This is a genomic window from Paraburkholderia ginsengiterrae (genome assembly GCF_001645125.1).
GTDB classification, from domain to species: Bacteria; Pseudomonadota; Gammaproteobacteria; order Burkholderiales; family Burkholderiaceae; genus Paraburkholderia; species Paraburkholderia ginsengiterrae.
Window position 1 is genome coordinate 85164 of the sequence record NZ_LXKA01000232.1, and the last position, 15973, is coordinate 101136.

The 15973-nt window shown below is 65.5% G+C and carries 12 protein-coding genes; 7 read left to right on the top strand and 5 right to left on the bottom strand.

What is annotated here, in order from left to right; genetic code table 11:
• Positions 1-32: 32 nt before the first annotated feature.
• Positions 33-1091: a taurine ABC transporter substrate-binding protein gene (tauA, locus tag A6V37_RS18715; protein ID WP_064286200.1), complete on the bottom strand. Its 1059-nt coding sequence runs from the start codon at positions 1089-1091 to the stop codon at positions 33-35.
• A 346-nt stretch (positions 1092-1437) separates the two neighbouring features.
• Here tauA and pdxR point away from each other — a divergent pair, with 346 nt between their 5' ends.
• Positions 1438-2964 carry a MocR-like pyridoxine biosynthesis transcription factor PdxR gene (gene pdxR / locus A6V37_RS18720; RefSeq protein ID WP_064286201.1) on the top strand — a complete coding sequence of 509 codons (1527 nt, stop codon included), beginning with the start codon at positions 1438-1440 and terminating at the stop codon, positions 2962-2964.
• A gap of 27 nt (positions 2965-2991) precedes the next feature.
• Here the strand turns inward: pdxR and A6V37_RS18725 are convergent, their stop codons facing one another.
• Both A6V37_RS18725 and A6V37_RS18730 read right to left on the bottom strand, forming a co-directional pair.
• Positions 2992-3744: an IclR family transcriptional regulator gene (locus A6V37_RS18725; RefSeq protein ID WP_064267872.1), complete on the bottom strand. Its 753-nt coding sequence runs from the start codon at positions 3742-3744 to the stop codon at positions 2992-2994.
• Positions 3745-3894: 150 nt separating this feature from the next.
• A complete protein-coding gene (locus A6V37_RS18730) occupies positions 3895-4701 on the bottom strand; it encodes an IclR family transcriptional regulator (protein ID WP_064267873.1) in 807 nt (268 codons plus the stop codon).
• A 161-nt stretch (positions 4702-4862) separates the two neighbouring features.
• Between A6V37_RS18730 and sauS the strand changes: the two genes are divergently transcribed.
• The 3 genes from sauS to A6V37_RS18745 all read left to right on the top strand — a co-directional run bounded on the left by sauS (position 4863) and on the right by A6V37_RS18745 (position 9495).
• Entirely contained in the window at positions 4863-6317 is a 1455-nt protein-coding gene (sauS, locus tag A6V37_RS18735) for an acylating sulfoacetaldehyde dehydrogenase (RefSeq protein WP_064286202.1), read from the top strand.
• Positions 6314-7981 (top strand): AMP-binding protein, encoded by a 1668-nt coding sequence (locus A6V37_RS18740; protein ID WP_064286203.1) that lies wholly within the window; start codon positions 6314-6316, stop codon positions 7979-7981. Before sauS ends, A6V37_RS18740 begins: the two co-directional genes overlap by 4 nt.
• Positions 7982-8112: 131 nt before the next feature.
• Positions 8113-9495 carry an MFS transporter gene (locus A6V37_RS18745; RefSeq protein ID WP_064267876.1) on the top strand — a complete coding sequence of 461 codons (1383 nt, stop codon included), beginning with the start codon at positions 8113-8115 and terminating at the stop codon, positions 9493-9495.
• Positions 9496-9613: 118 nt separating this feature from the next.
• Here A6V37_RS18745 and A6V37_RS18750 read toward each other — a convergent pair whose 3' ends face one another.
• On the bottom strand, positions 9614-10543 hold the full coding sequence (locus A6V37_RS18750) for an NAD(P)-dependent oxidoreductase (protein ID WP_064267890.1): 930 nt from the start codon (positions 10541-10543) through the stop codon (positions 9614-9616).
• A gap of 246 nt (positions 10544-10789) precedes the next feature.
• Here A6V37_RS18750 and A6V37_RS18755 point away from each other — a divergent pair, with 246 nt between their 5' ends.
• The 3 genes from A6V37_RS18755 to A6V37_RS18765 are packed head-to-tail and all read left to right on the top strand — an operon-like array spanning position 10790 to position 15502.
• The gene (locus A6V37_RS18755) at positions 10790-13714 is read left to right on the top strand and encodes a molybdopterin oxidoreductase family protein (RefSeq protein ID WP_064267877.1); all 2925 of its coding nucleotides are present in this window, start codon (positions 10790-10792) and stop codon (positions 13712-13714) included.
• 10 nt (positions 13715-13724) lie between these two features.
• Positions 13725-14537: a 4Fe-4S dicluster domain-containing protein gene (locus tag A6V37_RS18760; protein WP_064267878.1), complete on the top strand. Its 813-nt coding sequence runs from the start codon at positions 13725-13727 to the stop codon at positions 14535-14537.
• Positions 14534-15502, top strand: a complete 969-nt coding sequence (locus A6V37_RS18765) for a dimethyl sulfoxide reductase anchor subunit family protein (RefSeq protein WP_064267879.1) — start codon at positions 14534-14536, stop codon at positions 15500-15502. The genes A6V37_RS18760 and A6V37_RS18765 overlap by 4 nt, the downstream gene beginning before the upstream one ends.
• A 102-nt stretch (positions 15503-15604) precedes the next feature.
• Here the strand turns inward: A6V37_RS18765 and A6V37_RS41450 are convergent.
• Positions 15605-15973 (bottom strand): alpha/beta hydrolase (locus A6V37_RS41450; RefSeq protein WP_167361442.1); only part of this gene is annotated, 369 nt, incomplete at its 5' end.

Genomic DNA, 15973 nt, shown 5'->3' on the forward strand with positions numbered 1-15973 from the left:
ACTGCCTCCTGATTCGACGGTACCGGCCTACGTCATTTGAGTTTCATGGCGGCTTCTGCATACGCCGGAGTCACGAATTTCGAGTAATCCGGCAGCACCGCGCTGATCTGTTTCTGGTCCTTCAGGAACATGGCCGTGTCCTTCAGCGCGAAGGTGGCGCGCCCGGCACTGCCGCCGCCCAGCCATTGCGAGGAGGCCTGCTCCTGGATCGTCGGGAACGCGTAGAGCGACAGCGATTCCGGGACATCGGCCGGGGTGCCGCCGATCATCTTCGCGATGGCCGCGGCTTGCGGCGAGCTCGCGCTCCACTGCGCGGTATTTTTGCGGTATTGGTCGTCGGCGTCGGAGATGGCCTTGACCAGTTTTGCCATGAAGTCCTTATGATCCTCGCCCCATTTGCGATCGACCGCAATCCCGTCAAACGTGGGCTTGCCGAGCTTCGACAGATCGCCGGAGGTGATCAGCACCTTGCCGCTTTTCTTCAGCTGGGCGAGCGCCGGATCCCACACGTAGGCGGCGTCGATGTCGCCGCGCTCCCACGCCGCCACCAGCTGATTGGGCTGCATGTTGAGGATCTTCACGTCGGACGGATTGATGCCCCAATGCTGCAGCGCGAACATCGTGTGATAGTGCGTGGTCGAGACGAACGGCACGCCGATCGTCTTGCCCTTCAGGTCCGCCGGCTTGGTGATGCCCGAGCCGTTGCGCACCACCATCGCTTCAGCCTGGTTGATGTTGTCGAGAATCCAGAAGAGCTGCAGATCGACGCCCTGGCTCACCGCCGCCGCGAGCGGGCTCGAACCGATCACGCCGACCTTCACGTCGCCTGAGGCCATCGCGGTGGCGACCTTCGCGCCGGACTCGAATTGCCGCCAGTTGATCTTGTAGCCGGTTTCTTTCTCGATCGAGCCGTTGGCGATCGCCACGACCCATGGGTCGACGATCTGCTGGTAGGCGATCGTGACTTCCTTGTCCTGCGCGTAGGAAGGCTGCGCCGCGAGGCAGGTGAGCGCGGCGAGCGCCGTGGCCGTGATACAACGCGTCAGACGGCCGAACCAGCGGGGCAAGGTCGAGGGTTTATCGCTTTTCATCGTAGGTCTCCAGAATCGCTGTAATGGACTACACGCTAACCTCGGGTACGCCGACGGGGGCTTGCCCCAATCGTCGGGAAAGGGTTGATGCGAGTATCGTCATTAAAAAATAGTGCAGGTTAGGGCCAGACGAAGCCGATCGTTGAGTCCACATCGGCAATTTTGAATCGGGCAGACTGGCCCCATCAGGCGGCGGCAGGCCCCAGAATGGTCCCGGTTGGTTCCGAGGGGTCCCGCCGCCGACGACGAGCCGTGTTGTGCGGGGTCCTCCTCATCTTGCGCGCCCATGCCCCCGGCGTGCGTCCTTGCGCGAAATGACGCCCGCCCTCATCAATAAGGAGAAAGCATGTCCAGTCGTACCTCGGTAGCTCTTTGGACCCAGCGGTTCCAGCGCTCACCCGAGTCGAACATGAGCCTGCAAGGCCAGATTCGCCAGATGTTGGTGGCCGCGATTCTCGACGGCCAGTTATTGCCGGACCACGCGTTGCCGTCGAGCCGCGAGCTGGCCGACCAGTTGAGCGTGGCGCGCAATACGGTCGTGCTGGCGTATCAGCAGCTGGTGGAAGAGGGGTATCTGATTTCGCGCGAGCGCAGCGGGCATTTCGTCAATCCCACCATCCTCGAAGGGCGGCACGCCTTCACGCCGCCGCAGGCGGGCGTGGACGAGGCGGCCAATGAAGCGCTCGAGCGGCCGGACTGGGGCCAGCGCCTGCGCCGGCGCCCCTCCGCGCAACGCAACATCGTCAAGCCGGGCAACTGGCTGAGCTACGAGTATCCGTTCATTTACGGGCAGTTCGATCAGTCGCTGTTTCCGACCAACGACTGGCGCGAATGCTGTATGAAGGCGCTGTCGGTCATGGAGATCCGCAACTGGGCGCCGGATCTGATCGAGCGCGACGACGATACGCTGATCCAGCAGATCCGCACGCGCGTGCTGCCGCGGCGCGGCGTGTTTGCGATGCCCGACGAGATCGTCGTGACGATTGGCTGCCAGCAAGCGCTGTACCTCGTGGCGGATCTGCTGGCGAGCGAGCGGACCACGATCGGCTTCGAGAATCCAGGTTATCCGGATGCCCGCAATATCTTCGAGAACCGCAATGCGCGGCTTCAGCCGTTGCCGGTGGATGGCGGCGGGGTGCGTCCGGTCGAGGACGCCGAGCTGCTCGCGCAATGCGACTACGTCTACGTGACGCCGAGCCACCAGTGCCCCACCACGGCGACCATGCCGATCGAGCGCCGCCATGCGTTGCTGGAGCTCGCGCAGAAGCACGACTTCGTGCTGATCGAAGACGACTACGAGAGCGAGAACAACTTCTCCGGCACGCCGCATCCGGCGCTCAAGAGCCTGGATACCGCCGACCGGGTGATCTATATCGGCAGCCTGTCGAAGACATTCGCGCCGGGCTTGCGCCTCGGCTATATCGTCGGGCCGCGCGAACTCGTGCGCGAACTGCGCGCGGCGCGGCGGCTGATGGTGCGCCACCCGGCAGCCTATATCCAGCGCGCCTTTGCCACCTTTCTGGCGCTCGGGCATCACGACGCGCTGCTGCGGCGGCTCGCTCTGGCGTACCGCGAGCGCGCGCAGGCGCTGATGACCGCGCTCGACACGCATCTGCCCGAAGCGCGCTATCTGCCGATGGCGGGCGGGGCGTCGTGCTGGGTCGAAGGGCCGCCCTGGCTCGACGCGACCCGCCTTGCCGCGGACGCGGAAGAGCACGGACTCCTGATCGAGCTGGGGCGGGTGTTTTTCATGACCGGCCTCGAGCAGAACCACTGCTTCCGCATGGGCTTTTCGGCCATCAAGCTCGAAAAGATCGACGCCGGTGTGCGTTTGCTCGCGCAACTGGTGCGCGAGCAGGCGCCCAAGGCCTAAGCGGGCAGCGCCTGCGGCGCTAGCGCGCTAGAACGTTCTGGCGAGTTCCCGCGCCGCTTCCTGCAGGCGCGGCACGAATTCGAGCGCGCGCGACAGCGGCGCGCGCGAAACCGGCGCATGCACGGCGATCGCCGCGATGCAGGTGTTGTTCGCATCCATGACCGGGGCGGCCACGCAGGCAATGCCGGCGACAAACTCCTCGTTATCGATCGCAATGCGCTTGTGCGCGGTGCGGTCGAGTTCGGCTTCGAGCAGTTCGGGGTCGGTAATCGTGTTTGGCGTGAAGCGTTCGAGCTTCAGCATGCGCACAAGCGGCGCGCGTTGCTCGCGCGGCAGCATGGCCAGCAGCAGCTTGCCGCTCGCGCTGCAATGCGCGGGCACGTGCGAGCCGGGCTTGAGATCGAGCCGCAGCGGCCACGGCGCTTCCATCCGGTCGAGATAGAGCACTTCCGTTTCGTGCAGCATGGTGAGATTGCAGGTCTCGCCGACGTCGGCAACGAGGTGCGAGAGGATGGCGTGCCGCAGTCGGCGCGCGCCGGAATGCATCATGACGCCCAGACCGAGTTGCGCGAGGCGCGGCCCGATCACGTACGCGTTTTTCTGGCCAGGCTCACGGATCACCAGACCCCCGGCCTCCAGCGACGCCAGCATGCGGTGCAGCGAGGCCTTCGGCAGATCAACGTCCTGCACGATGTCGGCGAGCGACACCGGACCTTCGGCGTTGACCAGGTGCTCGAGCAGCGCGAACGCGCGCAGGGTGGGAGTATCCGCTTTAGTCATGTCCGCCGTTCCGGAAAATGGATCGGCTTCATTGTACCGCGAGCCTTGCCGGAAGCGGGTTTTCGTGAGCGCGGCGTGGTTCGTGCACGCTATTTCCGGCTAAATCGTTCCGATTTCCGGAATGGGGCGTAACGCGCCCCGATAGCCTTGTTACGCGCGGAATGTCTTCGCGGTTTCCTCGGCGGCGAGCCGCAGATCGGGCAGGAAGGCCAGCAGGTCGTCGAGCACGACCCGTCCGACCGGCGCCTGCACGGCGATGGCCGCGCACGCGCGATTGCGGTCCAGCATGACCGGCACGGCAATCGCGATCAGGCCTTGCAGATGCTCCTGATTGTTGATCGCCAGCTGGCGCCGCCGCGTGGTGATCAATTCCTTGCGCAGCGCCTCGCGGTCGGTGATCGTTCGTTCCGAATAGGCGCGCAGCGGCAGCGTTTCGATCACCCGGTCGCGCCGTTCCTTCGGCAGAAAGCTGAGCAACAGCTTGCCGCTCGCCGAGCAGTGCAGCGGCACATGCGAGCCCGGTTGCAGATGCATGCGCAGCGGCCACTCGGTTTCCACCCGGTCCACGTAGACCACGTCGTTGCCGGAGAGCATCGTCAGATTGCAGGTCTCGCCGATTTTCGCCACCAGCTGTTCGAGCAGCACGTGGCGCGCGGCGGCCGGCCCCGCATGCATCAGCACGTTGACGGCCAGCATGCGCACGCGCGGCGAGCATTCGTAGAGACGGTCGCCCGCGCTGCGCGTTACGAGCCACGCATCCATCAATTGCACGAGGATCCGGTGCACGGTCTGCTTCGGCAGTGCGAGCGCGTGCACGAGATCCGTCATTGAGAGCGGAGCGCCAGCCGCAGCCAGTGTTTCGAGTACGCGAAACGCACGCACTGCCGCCGCGTTCGATTGATTCGAAGTCGACACGCCGTTTTCCTTGCCGTCGTATGAACAGGTTTGATTGTGCATCGGCCGGATCGATTTTCGGGACTATGGAAAGTCCCGAAATTTGCAGTTTTCGATGCTGGCGAACGCGGCGCTCGGGATAGTTCGAAAAACGGGACTCCGGAACGGGCAGGGCTCAGTAGATTGGTACTACTGCCAATCTGCTACCACCCGGAGTGAATCGTATGAACGTCAGGGCTACAGAAGCCGAAGCCGCGCGCGAGCGCCCCGATAGCGACGCCGGCGACGCCGGACGCAGCGTCGCGGCACTGATCGCACGTGCCCGCGCCGCGCAGCGCGTGTTCGAATTCGCGGGACAGGACGCGCTAGACACCGCCGCGGCCGCCGCCGCGTGGGCCGTCATGGAGCCCGCGCGCAACCGGCAGCTTGCCGAACTGTCGGTGCGCGACACCGGCCTCGGCAACGCGGACGACAAATTTCGCAAGAACTTTCGCAAGACGCTCGGGCTGCTGCGCGATCTGCACGGACAGAAGACCTGTGGCGTGATCGCACGCGATGCGGCAACCGGCATCGTCGAGATCGCGCGGGCGGTCGGCGTGGTCGCCGCCGTCACGCCATCCACGAATCCGGCGGCGACGCCGCTCAACAAGATCGTCAACGCCCTCAAATGCGGCAATGCGGTCATCGTCGCGCCGTCGCCCAAGGGATTTTCGTCCTGTGCGCTGCTGATCGAGTTCATTCACGAGCAGTTCGCCAAGGCCGGCGTGCCCAGGGACCTCGTGCAGATGCTGCCGGCGCCGATCAGCAAGGCCGCCACGGCCGAGCTGATGCGCCAGGCCGATCTGGTCGTGGCGACCGGCTCGCAGGCCAACGTCCGCATGGCTTACGCCAGCGGCACGCCCGCGTTCGGCGTGGGGGCGGGCAACGTCGCCTCGATCGTCACGGCTAGCGCGGATCTTCACGATGCGGCGCACAAGATCGCCCGCTCGAAGACCTTCGACAATGCGACGAGCTGCTCGTCCGAGAACAGCGTCGTGATCGAAGATGCGGTGTACACACCCATGCTGGCCGAACTGGCCGCTTGCGGCGGCGTGCTGCTCGACGCCGCGCAAAAAGCGCGGTTACAGGCCGCGATGTGGGTGAACGGCAAGCTCTCCGATGCGTGCACCGCGAAATCCGCCGCGGCGATTGCGCGGGTAGCGGGCCTCGACGAGATTGCCGCGCGCGAGCCGGCCTTTCTGATGGTGGAGGAGTCGGGCTTCGGTTCCGACTACCCGTTCTCCGGCGAGAAGCTCGCGCCGGTGCTGACCGTGTATCGGGCGGCCAGCTTCGACGCCGCCTGCGACCTCGTGCGCGGTGTGTACGCGTACATGGGCGCGGGGCACTCGGTGGGCCTGCATTCGACCGATCCCGACCAGGCGGTGCTGGCGGGCTCGACGCTGCCGGTGGCGCGCGTGATCGTGAATCAGGCGCATTGCCTTGCGACCGGAGGCAACTTCGACAACGGCTTGCCGTTCTCGCTCTCGATGGGCTGCGGCACCTGGGGCCGCAACAACTTCTCCGGCAACCTCAACTTTCATCAATACCTGAATATCACGCGCGTCGCCTATCCGGTTGAAGAGCGCGTCCCCGAACTCGACGACGTGCTGGGCGATTTCTTCAGGAGATACGGTCGATGAACGCGCCTCTGACAATTCGTGTGCTCATCGACGAGCGCGCCGGGCAGTATCCGGACAAGCCGTTCCTGCTGGCGGCGCCTGAAGACGCTGACGATGTTGCCGTCGCGGCACACGGCGGCATGCTGACTTTCGCCGGACTGCGCGACGACTGCCGGGCATTCGAAACGTACTTTCACGAAGCGGGTCTGCGGCCCGGCGATGTCGTCTCGGTGTATATGGGCAACGGCATCCACACCGCGCGGCTGTTGCTCGCGGCGATGTACAGCGGGCTCGTCGCCAATCCGCTCAACCTGTTGTGCCAGCCGTCGCAGTTGCGCTATATCGTCGAGCATTCGGACACGCGCATGATCTTCGTCTGCGGCGAGACGCACGCGGCCATGTCGAGCGCGCTGGCTGGCCTGCGCGAGCAGGGCGTGACGCGCGATATCGCGCTGGTGTGCACCGAGCCCGATGCCGCCCTCGTGGTGGTGCCGGCGCCGCTCGAGCATGCGTGTGTTGAAACCGTGGGCGCCGGCGCCGTGCAGCCGGCGTCCGCAACACGCGCGGCCGCGTGGGATGGCGAGGTGGCCGGGAGTGGCAGCGCGGGCCCGGACAACATCGCGCTGCTGATGTACACCTCCGGCACGACGGGCGCGCCGAAGGGCGTGCTGCTGAGCGGGCGCAACCTGCTCGCCAACGGGCGCAACATCACCCGCGAGCACCGGCTTGGACCTGAAGACCGGGTGCTGGCCGCGCTGCCGCTTTATCACATCAATGGCCTCGTCGTGACGCTGCTCGCGCCGCTCTTTCATGGCGGCTCGGTGGTGATGGCGTCGCGTTTTTCCACGCGGACCTTCTGGCGCGACGTCGCGCGCCATGGCTGCACGTGGATCAACGTGGTGCCGACCATCGTCGCCTATCTGCTCAACAACGCGGAACCGTGCGCGTTCGATCTGTCGGCGCTGAAGTTTTGCCGCAGCGCGTCGGCGGCGCTGCCAGCCGATCATCATCGTGCTTTCGAGGCGCGTTTTGGTATCGGCATTATCGAAACGATGGGGATGACCGAAACGGCCGCGCCAGTGTTCAGTAATCCGTATGACTCGTCGTGCAGAAAGATCGGCAGCATCGGCCTGCCTTCGGGCGGCGAAGCGAAGGTCATCAACCGGGACGGCGGCGAGTGCGGGGCCAACGAGTGCGGCGAGCTCGTGTTGCGCGGCGAACAGGTGATGGGCGGCTACTACAAGCGGCCCGAGGAAACCCGCGCGGCCTTCACCGACGACGGTTGGCTGCGCACCGGCGACCTCGGTTATCGCGACGAGGACGGTTACTTCTACATCAACGGCCGCGCGAAGGAACTGATCATCAAGGGCGGCGAAAACATCGCGCCGCGCGAAATCGACGAAGCGCTGCTCAGACACCCCGGCGTGCTGGATGCGGCGGTGGTCGGTGTGCCGGATGCGGCCTATGGCCAGGAGATCGTCGCGTTCATCGTGCCGCGCGTCGCGCAGGGCGCCGACGGAGTTTGTGCGGCGGACGGGCAGGGCACGCCTGACGTTGCCGATCTGCGCGAACACTGCCTGCGCGAACTGGGCCGCTATAAGACGCCGAAGGAGTTCCGTTTCGTCACCGAATTGCCGCGCGGACCGTCGGGCAAGGTGCAGCGCCTGAAGCTCGTACCAGGGTGAGCGGGCTGAATCGAGGCCAATCGCCGCCGTGCTCACGCTGACGCGGATGCGGACGCGCCAGACCCGCCCAACAGTACAGATCGACCTATCGCGGACGTCGCAGACGTCCTATAAGAGAGACAGGAGACAACATGCAAACGCACAAGCGGCGCGTGAAGACGCGCCACATCATCCTTGCCGTCATGTGCCTGATGTATTTCATCTCGTACATCGATCGTGTGAACATTGCCGTGGCCGGCCCGATGATTCGCCACGAAATGGGGCTGTCGACGGTCCAGCTCGGCCTCGTGTTCTCGGCGTTCGCGTATCCGTATGCGTTCATGCAGGTACTCGGCGGATGGCTGGCGGACAAGTACGGGCCGAAGCTCGTGCTGGCGGTGCTGTCGCTGATCTGGGGTGTCGCGACGCTAGCCACCGGCTTCGCCGGCAGCGTGGCGATGCTCGTCGCGCTGAGGTTCGCGCTGGGGATCGGTGAAGGCGGGGCCTTCCCGACCGCCACGCGGGCGTTCACCTACTGGATGCCGGTGGCCGAGCGCGGTTTCGCGCAAGGCATCACGCATAGCTTCGCGCGGCTGGGCGGCGCGGTCACGCCGCCGCTGGTGCTGGCGGTGGTCGTGGCGGGCGGCTGGCGCGACGCGTTCATCCTGCTCGGCGTGGCCAGCCTCGCATGGACCGTGCTGTATCTGTGCGTGTTCACGAATTCGCCGGAACAGAACCGGCGCGTGACGCCCGAGGAAACCGCGGAGATCGGCTATCGCGCGGGCGATTGCGATCGCGCGAAACATGCGGCGACGCCGTGGCGCAAGCTGATCCGGCGCATGTGGCTCGTCACGTTCGTCGACTTCTGCTACGGCTGGCTGCTGTGGGTCTATCTGACCTGGCTGCCTTCGTATCTGAAGGAGTCGCGCGGCTTCGATCTCAAGCAGTTGGCGCTCTTTACCGCGCTGCCGCTGCTCGCGGGGGTGATCGGCGACACGTTGGGCGGGGTGGTGTCGGACCGGCTTTACAAGGCTACCGGACGGCTGCGCTTCGCGCGTTGCGCCGTGCTGGTGACAGGCATGGGCGGCTCGCTTGCGTTCCTGCTGCCGATGGTCTCCGCCACCAATCCGCTGATGGCGGTGCTGTTCCTGTCGGCGTCGTTCTTTTTCCTCGAGATCACGAATCCCGTGCTGTGGACCTTGCCGCTCGACATCGCCGGCAAATACGCGGGGACCGCGGGCGGCATGATGAATACCGGCTTCGGCGTGGCGGGCATGGTCTCGCCGGTGGTGTTCGGCTACCTGATCGAGACGACCGGCAGCTACAACGTGCCGTTCACGATTTCCGCGTGCCTGCTGGCGGTGGGGATTGTCGCGGCGCTGTTCATCGACACGTCCAAGACGGTCGAGGCCGACGAGGAGCGCGAGCGGCGCGAGGAGGGCCAGCTGGGCGGCTTGCCGGCGTTTGCTCACGCGGGTTCGACGGTGCGGCTGGAGCGGCATCATCTGCGCCGGCCGTTGCGGTGGTGGAAATGAGCCGCAGATGAGGTGCTAATGAGCCGCGGCCGAGGTGATGAGGCGAAGCGCGGCTCATGGCCTGCTCATATCCGGACGAGCCAGGCCACGCGCACAGCCGGCAAGCGCCGGCCAAACGTCAGCGGCCCGCCTTGAGCTGGCGCAATCGCCAGATGAGACTGGACGTGTCGTAACGGTTGCCGCCCAGGGCCTGAACGTCGCCATAGAACTGGTCGACGAGGGCGGTGACCGGCAGCGACGCGCCATTGCGCTTCGCTTCCTCGAGGCAGATGCCGAGGTCCTTGCGCATCCAGTCGACCGCGAAGCCGTAGTCGAACTTGCCGTCGATCATCGTCTTGCCGCGGTTTTCCATCTGCCAGCTGGCGGCCGCGCCTTTGCCGATCACCTCCAGCACGAGCCGCATGTCGAGCCCGGCCTGTTCGCCGAAATTGATGGCTTCGGCGAGTCCCTGCACCATGCCGGCAACGCAGATCTGATTGACCATTTTCGCCAACTGCCCGGCGCCTGCCGCGCCGATCCGCGTGACGGCCGCCGCGTAGTGCTCGAGCGTGAGCGCGGCGCGTTCGAACGCGGCAGCCTCGCCGCCGCACATGATCGTCAGCGCTCCTTTCTGCGCGCCGGCCTCGCCGCCGGACACCGGCGCGTCGATGAACTGGATGCCCTGCGTGTCGGCGAGCGCCGCCAGTTCGCGGGCGACATTGGCCGAGGCCGTCGTGTGGTCGACGAACACCGCGCCGCGCGCCATGCCCGCGAACGCGCCGTGTTCGCCCAGCGCGATGCTGCGCAGGTCGTCGTCGTTGCCCACGCAGGCCATGACCAGATCGGCGCCGCCAGCGGCCTCGCGCGGCGTGCGGGCGGCGCGGCCGCCGTATTCGGCCACCCATTGTTCGGCCTTGGGCGAGGAACGGTTGTACACCGTCACCTCGAGGCCGGCTTTCGCCAGATGCCCGGCCATGGGATAACCCATGACGCCGAGGCCTAGAAAGGCGACGCGACGTACGGCGTCACTCGAAGACGGGGCGGTTGAATTGCTGACTGCGTCATTCACTGCGCTGTTCACTGCGGCTCCTTCGCAAGGGCGGGATGGTTGGAATCGGCGGAAATCCATTATGTCAGCGATACGGCTCAGGCGTGAACCGGACCCCGGGCGGCCACCGGCGCGGCTAACTATCGGCGCACGCGATGTTTTCGATACGAAATAGCGATTTTTCTTTTGCGAGCATCACTCTTACGATGCCATAAGCGGCCGCCCGGCTCCGGCGCGGCCGCCGCGGAGCTCTCAAGGGAGGCAAACATGGAACACCACGCGCGCACGCAGAACGAAAAGCTCGAGGTGAAAACAACGACGTGTTACATGTGCGCGTGCCGCTGCGGCATTCGCGTGCATCTGCGCGACGGCGAAGTGCGCTACATCGACGGTAACCCGGAGCATCCGCTGAATCAGGGGGTGATCTGCGCGAAGGGGTCGTCGGGGATCATGAAGCAGTACTCGCCGGCGCGGCTGACCCAGCCGCTCATGCGCAAAGCGGGCGCGGAGCGCGGCACCGCCCAGTTCGAACCGGTGTCGTGGGAAGTCGCGTTCGCCACGCTCGAAAAGCGCCTCGCCCACCTGCGCGCGACCGACCCGAAGAAGTTCGCGCTCTTCACCGGGCGCGACCAGATGCAGGCCTTGACGGGCCTGTTCGCCAAGCAGTTCGGCACGCCGAACTACGCGGCGCACGGCGGGTTCTGTTCGGCCAATATGGCGGCCGGCATGATCTACACGATGGGCGGTTCGTTCTGGGAGTTCGGCGGTCCGGACCTCGACAGCGCGAAGCTGTTCTTCATGATCGGCACCGCGGAGGATCACCATTCGAATCCGCTGAAAATCGCGCTGTCGAAGTTCAAGCGCGCCGGCGGCCGCTTCATTGCGATCAATCCGATCCGCACCGGCTACGCCGCGATCGCCGACGAATGGGTGCCGATCCGTCCGGGCACCGACGGAGCGCTTTTCATGGCGCTGATCCGCGAGCTGATCGAAAGCGGCGCCTACGACCATGAGTTTGTCGCGCGCTATACGAATGCCGGCGAGCTGCTCGACATGAACGCGGAGGCCGATACGTTCGGCCTGTTCGTGCGCGACCCCGATGCGCCCGAAGCCAATCCGCTGTTTCCGCAAGACCACCTGTGGTGGGACCAGAACACGCAACGCCCGGTGCTGCATCACACACCGGGCGCGGAGCCGGCCCTCTCCGGACGATACACACTCGACAACGGCACACCGGTCGCGCCGTCGTTCGCGCTGCTGCGCGAGCGCGTGGCCGAGTGCACGCCGCAGTGGGCGTCAGAGATCACCGGCATTCCCGCCGACACGATCCAACGGCTCGCGCGCGAGATGGCGCAGACCGCGCGCGATCACAAGATCACGTTGCCGATCTCATGGACCGACGCATGGGGCCAGCAGCACGACTCCGTCACCGGCAGCCCGATTGCCTTTCACGCCATGCGCGGACTGGCCGCGCATTCGAACGGCTTCCAGTCGATCCGCGCGCTGGCCGTGCTGATGTCGCTGATGGGCACGATCGACACGCCGGGCGGCTTCCGGCACAAAGCGCCGTATCCGCGCGCCGTGCCGCCGTCGGCCAAACCGCCTAACAGCCCCGATGCAGTCAAGCCGAACACGCCGCTCGCGACCGGGCCGCTCGGCTGGCCGGCCGCGCCCGAGGACCTCTTTATCGACGCCGCCGGCGAGCCGGTGCGCATCGACAAGGCCTTCTCGTGGGAATACCCGCTCGCCGTGCATGGCCTGATGCACAGCGTGATTACCAATGCCTGGCGCGGCGACCCGTACCCGATCGACACGCTGCTGATTTTCATGGCCAACATGGCGTGGAATTCGTCGATGAATACGGTCGAAGTCCGCAAGATGCTCGTCGACAAGCAGGACAACGGCGAGTACAAGATTCCGTTCCTGGTGGTGTGCGACGCGTTCCAGTCGGAGATGACCGCGTTCGCCGATCTGATCCTGCCCGACACGACCTACCTCGAGCGGCATGACGCGATGTCGGTGCTCGACCGGCCCATTTCGGAGTTCGACGGTCCGGTGGATTCGGTGCGCGTGCCGGTCGTGCCGCCCACCGGCGAATGCAAGCCGTTCCAGGAGGTGCTGATCGAACTGGCGAGCCGTCTGAAGCTGCCGGCGTTCACGACCGCCGAGGGCACGCGCAAGTATCGCGACTATCCGGATTTCATTGTCAATTTCCAGACCGCGCCGAATTCGGGCGTGGGCTTCCTGATCGGCTGGCGCGGCGAGAACGGCGACAAGGCGCTGGTGGGCGAGCCGAATCCGAAGCAGTGGGAGCAGTACGCGAACAACAACTGCGTGTTCCACTACACGCTGCCCGAGACGCTGCAATACATGCGCGGCGTCAATGGCCCCTATCTGAAATGGGCGGTGGAGAACGGCTTCCGCAAGTTCGACACGCCGATCCTGATCCAGCTCTACTCGGACGTGATGCAGAAGTTCCGCCTCGCGGCGCAGGGCAAGACGGCGGGCCGCCAGCCGCCCGACCACCTGCGCGCGCGCGTCGAACGCTATTTCGATCCGCTGCCGTTCTGGTATGCGCCGCTCGAACTCGGCGCCACCGATCTCGAGCGCTACCCGCTTGCCGCCGTCACGCAACGGCCGATGGCGATGTATCACTCGTGGGACTCGCAGAACGCGTGGCTGCGGCAGATTCACGGCGAGAACTACCTGTTCATGAATCCGCTGATGGCGCGCGCCAACGGCATCGAAGACGGCGGGTGGATCTACGTCGAATCGCAGTGGGGCAAGGTGCGCTGCATGGCACGCTATAGCGAGGCGGTGGAACCGGGCACCGTGTGGACGTGGAATGCGATCGGCAAGGCGGCCGGCGCCTGGAACCTCGGCCCCGACGCCAACGAATCGCAACGCGGCTTCCTGCTCAACCACCTGATCACCGACGAGCTGCCGGCCACCGCGCAGCACGCGGCACGGACCTCGAATTCCGATCCGATCACCGGGCAGGCGGCATGGTACGACGTGCGCGTGCGGATCTATCCGGCTGAGGCCGACGCCGACCACACGCTGCCGCAGTTCGCGCCGATGCAGCCGCTGCCCGGCTCGACCGGCGTGCTGCAGCGCGTCGTGCAGACCTATTTTGCCGGCAGCGGCGAGTTCGCCGCACGCCTGCGCGGCACCCTGAAGCGCAACGGATAAGGGGCATGTCATGACCCAGATGGCACTCGTAATCGATCTGAACGTCTGCGTGGGATGCCATGCGTGCGTGACAAGCTGCAAGGAATGGAATACGTCCGGCGAGGCGGGCAGCCTCTCGGATATCCGGCCGTACGACGCCGATCCGTCGGGCACGTTTTTCAACCGCGTGCAGACCTACGAAGCCGGCGAGTTTCCGCTCACCGACACGATTCACTTTCCGAAATCGTGTCTGCACTGCGAGGATCCGCCGTGCGTGCCGGTGTGTCCGACCGGCGCGAGCTTCAAGCGCAAGGAAGACGGTCTGGTGCTGGTGGACTACGACAAGTGCATCGGCTGCAAGTACTGCTCGTGGGCGTGTCCTTACGGCGCGCGCGAACTCGACGAAGAACGCAAGGAGATGACCAAGTGCACGCTATGCGCCGACCGCATCCATAACGAAGCGCTGCCCGAACGTGACCGCAAACCGGCCTGCGTGCTGGCGTGCCCGACTTCCGCGCGCCTGTTCGGCGACATTCACGACCCGGAGTCTGTCGTATCGCAGGCGATTCGCGAGCGCGGCGGCTATCAGCTCATGCCGGAGTGGGGCACGAAGCCGTCCAATCACTATTTGCCGCGTCAGAAGACGGGTTCGTGTGGCGGCGAGTCGTGTTCGTGCAAATCGGGCAATGCGGAGGCTGAAGTCGCAGGCGAGCCGGCGGCCGCTGTTTCGGTCTCTGCCGGTAGCGCGCGCGAACAAGGTCAGTTGCACGCGGAAAAACCGCGCGCGGAGCCGGGCATGATGACGCGCATGTTCAATATTCTGGGGCTCGGGAGGCAGGCATGAATCCGGCATTTTCGGTGGTGTTCCTGACCACGCTGAGCGGCGCTGCGCAGGGTCTGTTGATCGCGCTGTTCGGTGTCGAGCTTGCAGAGCGTCTTGGGCTGGTTGCGGCAAGCTCGGCACCGTCGCCGATGTTCTTTGTAGTGGGTGCGGCGGTGGCTGTCGTGCTCGGCGGATTGGGCTTGCTGGCTTCGTTCTTCCATCTCGGCCATCCGGAGCGCGCGTGGCGTGCCATCGCGATGTGGCGTACGTCCTGGCTGTCGCGCGAGTGTCTGGCGCTTCCCGTGTTCCTTGCCTGCGCATTTGCCTTTGGCGTTGCACATTGGCTGGGTTCCCCGTGGTCGCTGGCTATCGGCGCGTTGGGCGCGCTCGCGAGCGTCGCGCTGTTCGTGTGTACCGCAATGATTTACGCGTGCATCCGTTTTCTGCAGGAATGGGCCACGCCGCTCACCATGGCGAACTTCATGCTGCTCGGCTGCGCGTCGGGCTTCACGCTCGCCACCACTTGCGCGGCGTGGCTCGCGCCGTCGCTGGTGGGTGCGCTGGCGGTGTGTGCCTGTGTGCTGACGCTCGGCGGTGCGGCGACGCGGGTCGCGTCGCTCGTGCGCAATGCGCGCTTGCGGCCGAAATCGACGGTGCAAAGCGCAACGGGCATCAAGTCGCCGAAGCTCGTGCAGAAATCGCGGGGCTTCACGGCGGGCGCATTCAATCTGCGCGAGTTTTTCCACGGGCAGACGGCCGGCACGCTGAGAAACGTCAAGTGGGCCTTTCTGGTTGCCGCATTCGCCGTGCCGTTCGTGCTCGTTGCGCTGGTTGCTCTGGGTGGAGGCCTCGCCTCGGTAGCGGCGTCGGTCTGGTTGCTGTGCGCCGCTTGCACTATTCAGTATGCGGGGCTCGTGGCAGAGCGCTGGTTCTTTTTCGCGGAGGCCCGGCATCCGCAGAATCTGTATTACCAGCAGATTGCTTGAGTGTCAGATGAGTGGCCGGCCTGCGCGACAGCTTGCGTAGCGCAGGCCGGCGTTGCGGCGATGGCCGGCAGTCGTCGGGGCCCGATCGGTATCGCGGGTCCGCTATTGTCCGTTGATGGCAGTTTGAGTGGCCGCTTCGTCAATGAATGCGGCGACTTCGGCAGGCTTCGATGCCAGCGACGCATGGCTTGCCGCAAGCGTGATCACCTTCCTCGCGTTGAGCCGCGCCGACATCTTCTGCTGGTTTTCCGGCGCGATCATCCGGTCCTCGCTCGAGATCTGATACCAGGACGGTTTCTTCTCCCAGGCGGGCGCCGTAATGGTGTCGCTAAACGTCGTGGCGAGGGGGGCCTTTTGCGTGACGGCCATCACTAGCGCTTCGTCCGCTGTCAGGTCCTGGCAGAAGCCTTCGTGGAATTTGTCGCCCTTGAGCCACCGGTAACCGTCACTGTCGGGCCCCAGACTGGGGTC